The organism is Streptomyces zaehneri (assembly GCF_032248645.1).
Taxonomy (GTDB): Bacteria; Actinomycetota; Actinomycetes; order Streptomycetales; family Streptomycetaceae; genus Streptomyces; species Streptomyces coriariae.
The window spans coordinates 141336-154861 of sequence record NZ_JASTTJ010000013.1 but is presented as its reverse complement, the minus strand read 5'-3'; the positions used below and the strand labels follow the sequence as shown (position 1 = coordinate 154861).

The window sequence follows — 13526 nt, the reverse complement described above, 5'->3', positions numbered from 1 at the left end:
TGACGATTCGTCAGCCGCCTAAGGTGATCAGGTGAGCGAGCAGAGGCAGGTAGCAGGCGGTCCGTCCGGGCGGCGCGTGGTGGTGGTCGGCGCGGGCATGGCCGGGGTGCAGACCGCCGTGGCCCTGCGTGAACAGGGCTTCGACGGCACGGTGACGCTGATCGGCGCGGAGCCCCACCAGCCCTACGACAGGCCCCCGCTGTCCAAGGCCGTCCTGCTCGGCAACGCCGAGGGCTCCGCCTTCGACGTCGACTTCGAGGGTCTGGGCATCGAGCTGGTGCTCGGCCGCGAGGTCGGCGGCCTTCGCCCCGCCGACCACGAGCTGGACACCGAGGCCGGGCCCGTCCCCTACGACGTCCTCGTCCTCGCCACCGGCGCCGAACCGGTCCGGCTGCCCGGCGCCGAGGGCGTGCCCGGCGTGCACCTGCTGCGCACCCTGGACGACGCCGAACGGCTGCGGCCCGTGCTCGCCCGGCAGCACGACGTCGTGGTCGTCGGCGCCGGCTGGATCGGCGCCGAGTTCGCCACGGCCGCGCGGGAGGCCGGCTGCGCGGTCACCGTCGTCGAGGCCGCCGACCGGCCGCTGGCCGGGGCCCTGCCCGCCGAGGTCGCCGCCCCGATGGCCGCCTGGTACGCCGACGGCGGAGTCGAGCTGCGCACCCACGCGCGCGTGGAGCGCGTCGAGCCCGGTGCGGTCGTCCTGGACGACGGCTCCCGGCTGCCCGCGGGCGCCGTCGTGGTGGGCATCGGCGCCCGCCCCGCCACCGCCTGGCTGGCCGGCTCCGGCGTCGCACTCGGCGCCCACCATGAGGTCGTGGCCGACGTCCATCTGCGGACCTCCGTGCCCGATGTGTACGCGGTCGGCGACTGCGCCTCCTTCCCTTCGGGGCGGTACGGCGAGCGGCTCCTCGTGCATCACTGGGACAACGCCCTCCAGGGACCGCGCACGGTCGCGACGAACATCGTCGGCGCCGCCACCGACGAGCCCCTGGCCGTCTACGACCCCGTCCCGTACTTCTGGTCCGAGCAGTTCGGCCGCTTCGTCCAGTACGCCGGACACCACGCCGACGCCGACCGCGTGCTGTGGCGCGGCGACCCGTCGGGACCCGCCTGGTCGGTGTGCTGGCTGCGCGAGGACCGGCTGGTCGCCCTGCTGGCCGTGGGCCGGGCGCGCGACCTCGCCCAGGGCAAGCGGCTGATCCAGGCGGGCACGCCCATGAACCCGCGGCTCCTCGTGGATCCGGCGAGGCCTTTGAAGGCGGCGACGGCGGCGACCTGAGCGCCTGGTCGGACCGGCTCGGTTTCCGACTGTCAGCGGCAGATGGCAGGCTTGTTCCCGTGACCGAGATTGACGCAAAGACCGACGCCCTCGTCCCCGACTGGCTCACCGTGCCCGACATCGCGGAGATGCTCGATGTCGACGTGATCCGCGTCCGGCAGCTGATCAAGGACGGCCAGCTCATCGCCGTGCGCCGCGGTGAGAACCGCGCGCTGCACATCCCCGCCGCCTTCATCGACGGGGACAAGGTGGTGAAGGGCCTGGTCGGGACCCTGACCCTGCTGCGGGACGACGGCTTCAAGGACGAAGAGATGCTCGAGTGGCTCTTCACCCCCGACCCGAGCCTGCCGGGCACCCCCGCGCAGGCCCTGAGTGAGAACCGCGGCACGGAGGTGAAGCGCCGCGCCCAGGCGCTCGCCGTCTGACCCGCGTATTCGAACCGACACACGCGGCGTGCGGGGGCGCTCGCTTCCGTACGCCACCGCACTGGGGGACCTTCCTATGCCCGACACCGCCCGCACCGGCCTGGCCGACGCCCTGCTGTACCTCTGCACGGACGCCCGCACCCGCGAGGGGGACCTCCCGGAGTTCCTGGACGCGGTCCTCGCGGGCGGTGTCGACATCGTCCAGCTGCGGGACAAGGGCATCGAGGCGGCCGAGGAGCTGGAGCACCTCGAGGTGTTCGCCGACGCCTGCGCCCGGCACGGCAGGCTGCTCGCGGTCAACGACCGCGCGGACGTCGCGCACGCGGCCGCCGCCGACGTGCTCCACCTCGGCCAGGGCGACCTGCCGGTCCCCGCGGCCCGCGCGATCCTCGGCGAGGACGTCCTCGTCGGCCGCTCCACGCACACGGAGGCGGAGGCCGAGGCCGCCGCCGTCCAGGAGGGTGTCGACTACTTCTGCACCGGCCCGTGCTGGCCCACCCCCACCAAGCCCGGCCGGCCCGCCCCCGGCCTCGACCTGGTCCGGCACACGGCCGCCCTCGGCGCCGACCGCCCCTGGTTCGCCATCGGCGGCATCGACCTCGGCAACCTGGACGAGGTGCTGGCGGCGGGCGCCCGCCGGGTCGTCGTCGTCCGGGCGATCACGGACGCGGACGACCCGGGTGCAGCGGCGGCGGAGTTCGCGAAGCGGCTGCGCGAGGCGTGATCCGGCAGGTCCAGGCAGGCCCCGACCGGTCCCGGCCGGTACGTCCGGCCCGGTCGGGACCTCTGGTACGGCTGTCCCAAGGGGTGGACAACAAGTCGACAATCCGGGCAAATTTCCCGCATCGGGTTGGGAGACCGCCCACCCCTGACTAACCTGCGGGTATGGCCCTAGGAACCGCATCCACCAGGACGGACCGCGCGCGCACCGTGCGCGACATCCTGGCGACCGGCAAGACGACGTACTCGTTCGAGTTCTACGCGCCGAAGACGCCCAAGGGTGAGCGGAGCCTGTGGAACGCGCTGCGCCGGGTCGAGGCGGTCGCCCCTGACTTCGTCTCGGTCACGTACGGTGCCGGCGGCTCGACCCGGGCGACCACGGTCAGGGAGACCCAGCAGATCGTCGTCGACACCACCCTCACGCCGGTCGCGCACCTCACCGCCGTGGACCACTCCATCGCCGAACTGCGCAACATCATCGGCCAGTACGCCGACGCCGGGATCCGCAACATGCTCGCCGTGCGCGGCGACCCGCCCGGCGACCCCATGGGCGCATGGGTACCGCACCCCCAGGGCCTGACGTACGCCGCCGAACTCGTCCGGCTCATCAAGGAGTCGGGCGACTTCTGCGTGGGTGTCGCCGCCTTCCCCGAGATGCACCCGCGCTCCGGCGACTGGGACACGGACGTCACGCACTTCGTCGACAAGTGCCGGGCCGGCGCCGACTACGCCATCACGCAGATGTTCTTCGAGCCCGAGTCCTATCTGCGGCTGCGTGACCGCGTCGAGGCGGCCGGCTGTGTGACTCCGGTCATCCCCGAGGTCCTGCCGGTGACGAGTGTGAAGATGCTGGAGAGCCTGCCCAAGCTCAGCAACGCCCACTTCCCGGCCGCCCTGAAAGAGCGGATCCTCACAGCCAAAGACGATCCGGCCGCTGTACGCTCCATTGGCATCGACTTCGCCACGGAGTTCTGCGCACGGCTGCTGGCCGAGGGAGTGCCCGGACTGCACTTCATCACGCTCAACAACTCCACGGCGACGCTGGAAATCTACGAGAACCTGGGCCTGCACCATCCGCCGCAGGCCTAGACCGGTCGCATCCACATACGACACACTGCGTAGCGGCCACTGGGAGAGGGGCGTACATGGGCTGGACGGTCCTCTACATCGCGTTTGGCTTTGTCGCGCTGTGGCTGCTCGGCGAGGTTCTGCTGCAGTACAAGGCGCGGCTGCGCTGGCGGTTGCTGGCTTTCGTCGGCTTCCTCGGCGTGGTCCTCGGTGTACTGATCCCGTCGGTCGTCGTCATCGCCCTGGGCGCCGCCGCCTTCGCGGTCGGCCAGACCTACGTCACGCTGTCCTTCCGGCGCGGCTTCGCCGAGGGCTGGGCCTTCCGGCGCGGGGACGCGGACACGGACACGGACGGTGAGGGCGGGGCCGTCACCAAGCGGCGCCGCGGCAAGGCCGAGCGCAAGGACCCGACGCTCGAGGTCTCCGGCCTGGAGGCGGGGGAGGCCGGTATCGGCTCCGATGCGCAGTACGGCTCCGACGACGTGGCGTTCGGTCAGGACAGGAACGCCTTCGGCGGCAAGAACGCCTTCGGCGACGACGACTACGACCGCGACGACGTCTTCACGCCCGCGGCCCGCGGCGCCGACCCCTCGGCCGCCGAGACCACGTCCGTGTACGAGCCGCAGCCCCTGCCCGACGACACCGGCTCCTACGGCGTATACAGCGACACCGCGTACGCGGCCGCGGGCGGCCAGGGTCAGTCGCAGGGCCAGCCCCAGGACCAGTACGCGACGGCCGCCCAGGGCACGGACCAGAACTACGGGTACGACACGTACTCCGGGTACCACCAGCAGCAGTACGGCTACGACGCCACCGGCGAGCAGCAGTACGCCGCCTACTCCGACCCGTACATCGGCACCCAGACCTACGGCGGCGGCTCCTACGACGCCGGCTACGACCAGCAGCAGTACGGGCAGCAGGGCTACGGCCAGGAGCAGTACGGCACCGGCGGCTACGGGGAGACCCCGGCGGGCGGCGTCTGGGTCCCGCAGCAGCGCAGCACCGACGACCCGCTGGGCGGCGAACTCCCGCCCGAGCAGCAGCAGTACCCGTACCAGGGCGACGGCCAGCAGCAGGGCCACGGCCAGGGCACCGGCTACGACGAGCAGTATCGGTTCTGACGGCCGCGGCTTCCCGGGAACGCCTGCTGTCGGGGCCGCCGCCGGGAACCTCGGTGGCTCACTGCGAGCCCCGGAACTGCGGGCCCTCCACGATCAGTCCGGACACCAGCGCGCCCGACATGCCCGCGTGCGGCAGTCCGCCGCCCGGGTGCGACCAGCCGCCGACCGTGAACAGCCCTTGCAGGCCTGTGGAGTTGGCGGGATGCAGCAGCCGCCCCCCGGCCGCGGCCAGTGCCGGAGCCGGGACCGCCCCGCCCACCGCGCCGGTCTCCCGCGCGATGTCGGCGGGGGTGCGCACCTCGCGCCACAGGACACGGTCGCGCAGACCGGGGACGGCTCGCTCGGCGGCCGCGACCAGCGCGTCCACGTGTGCGTCGTGAATCTCCGCGCCCGCGGGCACCACCGCACCGAGCGTGACCGCCTCATGGGCGCCGTCCGGCACCAGGGCCGCGTCGTCGGGCCGCAGAACCGTCACCGTCGGCCGCGCGGGCACTGACGGCGTCGTACCGAAGAGGCTCTCCAACTCGCCGTCACGGTCCGCCGAGTGCACCACCGTCCGGTGCGCGGTGCCCTCCGGCCGGGCGCCGCGCAGCGCGAGCAGTACGGTCAGCCGGCTCGGCAGGCCCAGCTGGGGCGCGACCTCGCCGTCCGCGCGGGCGGGCAGCCCGCCCGCGCCGCCGGGGGCGACCACGAAGTCCGCCTCCCGCACCTCGCCCTCGGCGAGTTCCACGCCCACCGCCCGGCCGTCCTTCTCCAGGATCCGGGTGACCTCGGCGCCGAAGACGAACTCCACCCGGCGCGCCAGACACCGCTCGTGGACCGCGCGGGCCAGCTCGCGCATCCCCCCGCGCACGTACCAGGTGCCGAAGGCGTGCTCCATGTACGGCAGCACGGCCGCGCTCGCCGGGGTGACCCGCGGGTCAAGGCCGTACGCGAGCGCGTGGCCCTCGAGCAGCGCGGCGAGCCGGGGGTCACGCAGTTCCCACGCGCCGACCTCGGCGAGGGTGCCCGCCCGACGGGTGCGCAGCAGGCGCTTGTGCGGGACCGCAGGGTAGGGCTCGCGCGCCGCCAGCACCGACCAGTCGTCCCACAGGGGCTCCTCCAGGAGCGGACGGCGGGTGCGGTCCCAGGCCTCACGGGCCCGGACCAGGAAGTCGCCCCAGCGCTGCCCGGCCGGTGCCCCGAGCGCCGTGTCCAGCGCCGCGACGACCCCCGCGCGCGAGGCGTTCGGCAGCGCCACCTCGGTGCCGTCCGCGAAGACGTGCCGTGCGGACGGATCGACCTGGACCAGCTCGACGCAGGCCTCCAGCGGCTCCCTGCCGGTCTTGACGAAGAGGTCGCGGTAGACGGCGGGAAGGGGCAGCAGACCGGGACCGGTGTCGAAACCGAAGCCGTCCCGCTCGAAGCGGCGCACCGCTCCGCCGTACGTCTGCGTACGCTCGTACACCGTCACCCGGTGGCCCGCGACGGCCAGCCGGGCGGCCGCCGCCAGCGCGCCCATCCCGGCGCCGATCACCGCAATCCCTGCCATGCCTGCGACTTTATCGGCCGCCACCGACAGTCACGCCGTCAGCCCGGTGGCGGCGGCCACGGGAGCCGGGCGAGCCGGCGTTCCTCCCGCCGTTGCGCCCTGCGCCGCAGGAACCGGCGGATCCGCGAGACGAGGAGGAAGAGGACGGCCAGACCGGCCAGCAGCAGGGCCGCCGCGATGATCGCGGCCGCTCGCGGGTGGAACATCGCGAACGTCACGATCCCGGCGACCCCGAGATCCTCGGCCAGGCTCACGATCACGTTGCTGAACGGCTCCGGCGAGGAGTTCACCGCCATCCGGGTGCCGGCCTTGACGGCGTGGCTGGCCAGCGCCGTCGAACCGCCGAGCAGGCCGGCCGCGGCGTCGGAGAGCGAACCGCTCTGCCCGGCGAGCACCGCCCCCACCCAGGCTCCCGCCGCCGGCCGGACGACCGTGTGCACGGTGTCCCACGCCGAGTCCACATAGGGGATCTTGTCGGCGACCGCCTCGCAGAGGAACAGGAGGCCGGCGGCGGCGAGCACCTCGGGCCGCTGGAGCGTCTCGGGGACGTCTTCGCTCAGCCCGGTCGCGCCGAACACGCCGAGCAGCAGCACCACCGCGTAGGCGTTGATGCCGCTGGCCCAGCCGCTGGTGAACACAAGGGGGAGTACGGACACGGACGCGATCGTAACCAGTCGGCCGCGCGGCGTCCTGGGGATGAGTGCGCAGAGCTGAGTACGCGTACCTAGTGAGTGAGTTGAGTGCGCGCGCGGATGGGGGCGGACCTGCGCGAACGAGAGAGTGGTGGCACGGAAAGAGGCGCGGCTCCGGCACCGGCGACACGGGGCGCCGGAACGGAGCGGCCCTCGATCCGCTCCTTCCGCCGGCCGGTTCGGCGGGAGTGAGGCGCGGGGGGCACCCCGGGGGAACGACCGAACGGGGGAACGGGGGAGACAACGGGGGAACGGGGGAGCACGAGGAAGCGCCGGTTCGCGGCGGCCCACGGGGGACGGGGGCACCGCGGACCGGCGCTTTCGTGTGCCCACGCGCGTGCGGTGCGGTTCAGCGCCGCACCGCACGCGCGTGCGTGCTACCGGTGACCGCTCACCCGCCCCTGGAGCAGCCGGGACAGCGCCGAGTGGACGTCGTCCAGGGAGCGCTCCGGCTGGAAGGCCTGCCAGTCCAGGGCGGCCACCAGCACCATGCCCACCAGGGCGGCCGCCGTCAGCGGGACATCGATCGCGTCGCTGAACTCGCCGTTCTCGACGCCCTCGCGCAGCACCCCCTCGACGACGGCCACCGCCTCCTGCCGGACCACCATGAGGGTGGACTGCCAGGCGCGGTTGGTGCGCCACAGCTCGGCCACGTAGAGCTGGGTGAAGGACGGGTAGCGGTCGATGAAGACGAGGCCCGCGCGGACCATCGCGTCCAGGGCGTCGACCTTGCTGCCGCCGTCCCGTGCGGTGCGCTCGGCCGCCTCCCGCAGCGAGGCGGTGAGGAGGCCCACACCGTGCCTCAGCAACTCCTCGAAGAGGACCGACTTGCTCGCGAAGTTGTAGTAGACCGTGCCCTTCGCGACGCCGGCCCGTTCGGCGATCTCGTCCACGGTCGTCGCGGAGAAGCCCTGCTCGGCGATGAGCGTGACGGCTGCCTCGTAGAGCTTCTGCCGGGTGGCCTCGCGGCGGGTGCTGCCGCCCGGGGTGGTGCTGCTTTCCATGGTCCTGATTGTCACAGGAACCCGGCCTGCCGGGCGCCGGATCCTCACAGGCTCAGCTCCGGGTGCAGCCGGTCCAGGGTCCACACCTGGCGGCGCCGCGCCGACAGGGCGGTCAGCGTGAGGGCGCCCGCGGTGAAGGCGACGAGCACCACGCACGCGTGCCACACCGGTGTCAGGCCGCCGCCCGTGATGAGCCTCCTGAGCGCGTCGACGACGTGACTCATCGGCAGGTAGGGGTGGATCGCGTTGAAGAAGCCGGGGCTGGTCTGCACCGGATAGGTGCCGCCCGCCGACGTCAACTGAAGCATGAGCAGGGCGAGTACGAGGATCCGGCCCGCTGCCCCGAACCGCGCGTTGAGCCACTGCACGAGGGCCGCGAAGCACGCCGTCACCAGGAACAGGAAGCCCACCGTGCCGGCCGCCCGCGCCATCTCCAGGCCGATCGCCCAGTGCAGCACGGCCATCAGGGCCGTCGTCTGGAGCACCCCGATCGCGACCACCGGCAGCCAGCCCGCCAGCGCGATCCGCCACGCCGGGGCGCCCGCCGCGAGCGCGCGCCGGTTCATCGGCGCGATCAGCATGTACGCCACCATCGCGCCGACCCACAGCGACAGCGGGATGAAGTACGGGGCGAAGCCGGTGCCGTAGTTGGGCGCCTTGTGCAGGTCCTCGGAGGCGAGCTGCACGGGGTCGGCCATGACGGCGGTGCGCGCGTCGCGCTGCTGCGTGTCGTAGTCGGGGATCTGTTCGGCGCCGTCGTGCAGGCCGTCGGCGAGCTTTCCCGAGCCGTCGGAGAGCTTGAAGATGCCGCCGTTGAGGTCCTGGGCGCCCGTCTCGAGCTTGGTGACGCCCTCGTCGAGGTCGACCGACCCGGTCTTGGCCGTACCGAGCCCGGTGTGCAGCTTCTTGGCGCCCTTGGCGACCTTCGCTGCGCCCGTGTTGAGTGCGTTGACCTTGGTCACGGCGTCGTCCAGGTCCTCGGAGAGGTGCGGGGCGCTGTCGGCGAGCGACTGCGCCTGCTTCTGGAGGGTGGCGAGGTTCGTGCGGAGCGTCTTCAGGTCGCCGTCCTGGTCGGCGATCAGCGTGTCGAGGTCGTCGGCGACCTTCGCCACGTCGGCGGCCGCGTCCTTCGCCTTCTTGAGGTCGGCGCACGCCGGGTCGGGCAGTACCGGCGTCTCGCAGCGCGCCTTGTGGACGGCGGCGAGGGTGTCCGAGGCCGTGTGGGCGCCCTCGGCTGCGGTCGGCGCCAGCTTCACCAGGGTGGCGAGGTTGTCGCGGATCACCTTGGCCGAGTCGGCGACCAGTTGGGCGGTGTCCCCGATGGTCTTCTCGTTGTCCTTGACGAAGGGCCCCAGCGTGTCGGCGACCCCGTTGACCTTGTCGGCGAGCGTCTGGGTGCCGTCCGCGACCTTCTGTGAGCCGTCCTCGAGGTCGTCGGCGCCCTTGTCGAGCTTCTTCAGGCCCTTCGCCAGCTTGCCGCTGCCGTCCTTGGCGTCGCTCAGCCCGTCGGCGAGGTCTTTGGAACCCTTCTCGGCCTTCCCGATGCCGCCGGTGAGGTCGTCGGCCCCGTCGGCGGCCTTCGCGGTCGCTCCGTGGATGTCGGAGAAGGAGACGAAGATCTTGTCCAGGAAGGACCGCGCGGTCTTCGTGGACGCGGCCGTGCGCACCTCGCTGAAGACCGTTCGCGAGATCTGCCCGACGATGTAGTTGTTGGCGTCGTTGGTGCGCACCTGGAGGGCGCTCGTCTCGGGCGAGTCGCCCGCGCTGGAGGCGATCCGCCCGCTGAAGTCGGCCGGCATGGTCAGCGACAGGTAGTACCTGCCGTCCTCCACGCCCGCGCGTGCCTCGGCGGCACTCACCTCGTGCCAGTCGAAGACCTCGCTGTCGCGCAGGCCCTTGGTGATGTCGTCCCCTGCGCTGATCCTCTTGCCGTCGGCGGTGGCGCCCTTGTCGTCGTTCACGAGGGCCACCGGAATGCGGTCGAGGCGGCCGTACGGGTCCCAGAAGGACCACAGGTACAGCGCGCCGTACAGCAGGGGCAGCAGCAGGAGGGCGACGAGGGCCGCCCGGGGAAGTTTGCCCCGGCCGAAGCGCCGCAGCTCAAGGGCGGCCAGTCTCGGCGATCGCATCCGTCTTCTCCTCTTCCTGCTCGGACCCGGCGGGCTCACTGGACTCGGCGGACTCGGCTGTCGTTCGGCCGGATTCGGCGGCGGGTTCGTCACAGGACTCGATGTCGTCCTCTGGGCCACGGGCCTCGACGGCGTCCTTGCGGGCAGGGGCCTCCTCGGCCTCCTCACGGTCGAGCGGGGCCGCCTGCGGGCCGGTGCGGACCGTGACCGTGCCCTCGGGGGCCTCGCCGCACACCGCGAGGACGGTCGTCCCCGCCTCGGTGAGGGATCCGAGCAGCGCCCAGACCTCCCCCCGCTCGGCGTCCGTCAGCTTCAGGTCGATGTCGTCGACACCGAGCAGCCCGGGGCGCCCGATGAGCGCCAGCGCCACGGACAGCCGCAGCGATTCGAGGCGCTCCAGATCGCGGACGGCGGTCCGCGACCCCTTGGGCAGGGCCTCCCGGTCGAGCCCGGCGGCGGCGAGCGCGGTGTCGATCCGCAGCCCCACCGCGGCCGCCCGCTCCGCGCGCGGTCGCAGCAACTCCCGTACGGGGCCGCCGAACCGCCGCTCCAGCAGAGCCCGTTCGCGCAGGTGCTCCCCGACGGTCAGGGCCGGGTCGAGGTCGGTGACGCCGGCGACGTGCGCGAGCGCGCTGACGCGCCGCGCGGCGGCCAGTTGCTTCGGCAGCCGTGCCCCGCCCACGGCCGCCGTCCCCTCGGTGGCCTTCATCCGCCCGGTGAGGGCGAGCAGCAGACTGGTCCGCCCGGAGCCTGACGGCCCCTCGACGGCGATCAACGAGCCCGGTTCCGCGTCGAGGCCGACGCCCCGGAACGCCCATCCGTGAGGGCCTCGGAGCCCGAAGCCGTCGGCGGTGACACCGACTCCGTCCACAGGTCCCCCTGGTTGACGACTATTTGAACTGACTGGTCAGTGCAAAAACTAGCCCGAACCTTCGATCGAAGCAAAAGCCCAGGTCAGAACGGATTGTCAGTGCCATACCCCACGATGGGCACATACGGCAACCCGTATCAGGGCGTGCCGTCACACAGACGACAGGAGGTTCGTCATGGCCACCCACCACGCAGCCGCCGCAAACCGGCGCCGCGCCGCCGGCCCTGCCCCCTCACTGAACGGCCCGGCGAGCGATGTGCACCCCGTGCTGCGCCGCACCACGGCCCCGCCCGCCGCCCTCGACCTGCTCGCCCAGGCCCGCGCCGGGCTGGACGAGGCGGCCGTCCTCGAAACCCCCAACGAGCGCTACGCCACGGCGCATCTGGCGGCCCTGCGCACCGCGGCGGCCGTGCTCGCCGCCCGGGGCCGCCCGGATCCCGCACCGCGCCGCCGGGCCCGCATCCGGAGCGCCTGGGAAGTGCTCCCCGAGATAGCGCCCGAACTCACCGAGTGGAGCGCGCTGTTCGCCTCCGGGGCCCGGCGCCGTGCCCGGGCCGAGGCGGGCATCCAGGGCGCGGCCACCCGCCGGGACGCCGACGACCTGATACGCGACGTGGCGATGTTCCTCCGCCTCGTCGAACGCATGCTGGTGCTCCAGCCGGTCCTCCCGCAGCCGCGACAGGAGGGGGACGGCCCGGACGGCTCCGGTGCGGGGCGCGACCTGCCGGACGCGGGCTGACATGCCCGCCGCCGGGGCGCACCACCGTGACCGGGCAAAGGCGTCGGAGGCAATAGGGTGGAAGACGCCTGAAGCCTTTCCCCGGCCCACCCCGCCCCGCCCGCTCACCGGGCCGGATCGGATCGGGCCGGGAAGGCAGCCCGTTCGCTCCGCCGCGCAAGAGGCGGTGCCGCGCCGAGGAGTCAACTGCCGTGTCGGACCCGATGCGCCCGCCCGTCTCCCACCACAGCCCGCACTCGACGCCGCTACGCTCCGACCCCCCTCGGCCCCGCGCCGCTCTCCGTACGGCCGTGGTCTGGGAGGTCCTTCAGGACGCCCTCGAGCGCCGGGTCAAGACGACCGGGCGTGAGTCGCTCGACGTCCTCGACACCGGCGGCGGCAGCGGGAACTTCGCGGTGCCCGTCGCCCTCCTCGGGCACCGGGTCACCGTCGTCGACCCCAGCCCCAACGCGCTGTTCGCCCTGGAGCGCCGTACCGCCGAGGCCGGCGTCGCCGATCGCGTGAAGGGCGTCCAGGGCGATGCCCACGGGCTCTTCGACGTGGTCGAGCGGGGCGGCTACGACGCGGTCCTGTGCCACGGCGTCCTGGAGTACGTGGACGACCCGGCCGAGGGCGTCCGCAACGTGGTGGCCGCCCTGCGCGCCGGCGGCGTCCTCAGCCTGCTCGCCGCCGGTCTCGGCGGAGCCGTGCTCGCGCGTGCCCTCGCCGGCCGCTTCAAGGAGGCCCGGCAGGCCCTCACCGGCCCGGACGGCCGCTGGGGCGAGGGCGACCCGGTGCCGCGCCGCTTCACGGCCGAGCAGCTCACCGCCCTGGTCGAGGGCGCGGGCCTGCGGGTCGGGTCGGTGCACGGCGTGCGGGTCTTCGCCGACCTCGTCCCCGGCGTGCTCGTGGACACCGAGCCCGGCGCCATGGAAGCCCTGCTGAAGCTCGAGGAGGCCGCCGCCGAACTCGCCGCCTTCCACTCCGTGGCGACCCAGCTTCACGTGCTGGGGGAGACGCAGGGGGCCGACGGGAGCTGAGCGCCTCCTGGGGCGCACCGCTGATCAGGGCCTTGGCAGCGCATGGAGTACGCCACAGGCCCCCCGTTCGGGCGCAGTGCGCCGTATGATCGAGGGAGACCGCCCGGCATGACGGGTCGGCTCCTGGGGAATGGAAACCTCAGCGGGCCGGGACGTCCATGACGGGCTCCGGTTGGCCAATTGGCGTAGAGGGGCGGGTTTCACGGGGGCGATTCCCTGCCTATCCTGAAGGGACCCCCCGGGTCGCCCCGGCGACTGCACGATGAGGAGGACTCCGTGCCGCTCTCGGAGCACGAGCAGCGCATGCTCGAGCAGATGGAGCGAGCGCTGTACGCCGAAGATCCCAAGTTCGCGTCGGCGCTCGAGGGAAGCGGGCTGCGTACGTACACCCGGCGGCGGGTCTACCAGGCGGTCGCAGGCTTCCTCGTGGGTATCGCGCTCCTCATGGCCGGTATGGTCGCCAAGCAGGTCTGGCTGAGCGTGGTGGGCTTCCTCGTCATGCTGGGCTGCGCGGTTCTCGCCGTGACCGGCTGGCGCAAGGCGCCCAAGCCGGGCGAGCAACCCGCGGCAGGAGCCCCGGGTACCCCGCACAGTCGTGGTCAGGGTCGGCAGAAGCGCTCCATGATGGACCGGATCGAGCAGCGCTGGCAGCGCCGCCGTGACGAGCAGGGCGGTCACTGACCGCAGCACCACCCCCATGCGAAGAAACGTTGAGGGGGCGCCCACCCGGCCGGGTGGTCGCCCCCTCAACGTTTCGCCGTCCCGGTCCCGCGCGTCCCCGGCTTCCGCGGAGCCTCGGTGAGCCCCGCGGGCCGTGCGGGCCGCACGTGGGCTGTTGCTCGGCACGGGCGGCCGGTGTTCTGCAAGGGCCGATCGGTGCTCGGGCCGACCGGTGTCCAGGCCGGGCTCGAGCCTGGCTCGGGCCCGG

The 13526-nt window shown here is 73.1% G+C and carries 13 protein-coding genes; 8 read left to right on the top strand and 5 right to left on the bottom strand.

Annotated features, from left to right (window positions below; genetic code table 11):
- The first annotated feature begins 31 nt into the window (after nucleotides 1–31).
- The 5 genes from QQM72_RS22425 (at nucleotide 32) to QQM72_RS22405 (ending at nucleotide 4613) form a co-directional block, all read left to right on the top strand.
- On the top strand, nucleotides 32–1279 hold the full coding sequence (locus QQM72_RS22425; RefSeq protein ID WP_314222648.1) for an NAD(P)/FAD-dependent oxidoreductase: 1248 nt from the start codon (nucleotides 32–34) through the stop codon (nucleotides 1277–1279).
- A gap of 59 nt (nucleotides 1280–1338) precedes the next feature.
- The gene (locus QQM72_RS22420; protein ID WP_314222647.1) at nucleotides 1339–1704 is read left to right on the top strand and encodes an Rv2175c family DNA-binding protein; all 366 of its coding nucleotides are present in this window, start codon (nucleotides 1339–1341) and stop codon (nucleotides 1702–1704) included.
- A gap of 76 nt (nucleotides 1705–1780) precedes the next feature.
- The gene (gene thiE / locus QQM72_RS22415; protein WP_314222646.1) at nucleotides 1781–2428 is read left to right on the top strand and encodes a thiamine phosphate synthase; all 648 of its coding nucleotides are present in this window, start codon (nucleotides 1781–1783) and stop codon (nucleotides 2426–2428) included.
- Between the two features lie 161 nt (nucleotides 2429–2589).
- Nucleotides 2590–3513, top strand: a complete 924-nt coding sequence (metF, locus tag QQM72_RS22410) for a methylenetetrahydrofolate reductase [NAD(P)H] (protein ID WP_314222645.1) — start codon at nucleotides 2590–2592, stop codon at nucleotides 3511–3513.
- A gap of 56 nt (nucleotides 3514–3569) precedes the next feature.
- On the top strand, nucleotides 3570–4613 hold the full coding sequence (locus QQM72_RS22405) for an SCO2102 family sporulation regulator (protein ID WP_314222644.1): 1044 nt from the start codon (nucleotides 3570–3572) through the stop codon (nucleotides 4611–4613).
- Between the two features lie 58 nt (nucleotides 4614–4671).
- On the opposite strand, the gene QQM72_RS22400 is transcribed toward QQM72_RS22405, so the two are convergent.
- The 5 genes from QQM72_RS22400 to QQM72_RS22380 form a co-directional block, all read right to left on the bottom strand.
- Entirely contained in the window at nucleotides 4672–6144 is a 1473-nt protein-coding gene (locus QQM72_RS22400; protein ID WP_314222643.1) for a phytoene desaturase family protein, read from the bottom strand.
- Nucleotides 6145–6182: 38 nt separating this feature from the next.
- A complete protein-coding gene (locus QQM72_RS22395; protein ID WP_314222642.1) occupies nucleotides 6183–6800 on the bottom strand; it encodes a DUF4126 domain-containing protein in 618 nt (205 codons plus the stop codon).
- 413 nt (nucleotides 6801–7213) lie between these two features.
- Nucleotides 7214–7840, bottom strand: a complete 627-nt coding sequence (locus QQM72_RS22390; protein WP_314222641.1) for a TetR/AcrR family transcriptional regulator — start codon at nucleotides 7838–7840, stop codon at nucleotides 7214–7216.
- A 44-nt stretch (nucleotides 7841–7884) separates the two neighbouring features.
- Entirely contained in the window at nucleotides 7885–9969 is a 2085-nt protein-coding gene (locus QQM72_RS22385; protein WP_314222640.1) for a YhgE/Pip domain-containing protein, read from the bottom strand.
- Nucleotides 9941–10840: an ATP-binding cassette domain-containing protein gene (locus QQM72_RS22380; protein WP_314222639.1), complete on the bottom strand. Its 900-nt coding sequence runs from the start codon at nucleotides 10838–10840 to the stop codon at nucleotides 9941–9943. Before QQM72_RS22380 ends, QQM72_RS22385 begins: the two co-directional genes overlap by 29 nt.
- A gap of 175 nt (nucleotides 10841–11015) precedes the next feature.
- Here QQM72_RS22380 and QQM72_RS22375 point away from each other — a divergent pair, with 175 nt between their 5' ends.
- The 3 genes from QQM72_RS22375 (at nucleotide 11016) to QQM72_RS22365 (ending at nucleotide 13279) form a co-directional block, all read left to right on the top strand.
- A complete protein-coding gene (locus QQM72_RS22375; RefSeq protein ID WP_314222638.1) occupies nucleotides 11016–11579 on the top strand; it encodes an SAV_6107 family HEPN domain-containing protein in 564 nt (187 codons plus the stop codon).
- 191 nt (nucleotides 11580–11770) lie between these two features.
- Nucleotides 11771–12598 (top strand): methyltransferase, encoded by an 828-nt coding sequence (locus QQM72_RS22370; RefSeq protein WP_314222637.1) that lies wholly within the window; start codon nucleotides 11771–11773, stop codon nucleotides 12596–12598.
- A 276-nt stretch (nucleotides 12599–12874) separates the two neighbouring features.
- Nucleotides 12875–13279, top strand: coding sequence for a DUF3040 domain-containing protein (locus QQM72_RS22365; protein WP_314222636.1), 405 nt, complete (start codon nucleotides 12875–12877; stop codon nucleotides 13277–13279).
- Nucleotides 13280–13526: the final 247 nt, after the last annotated feature.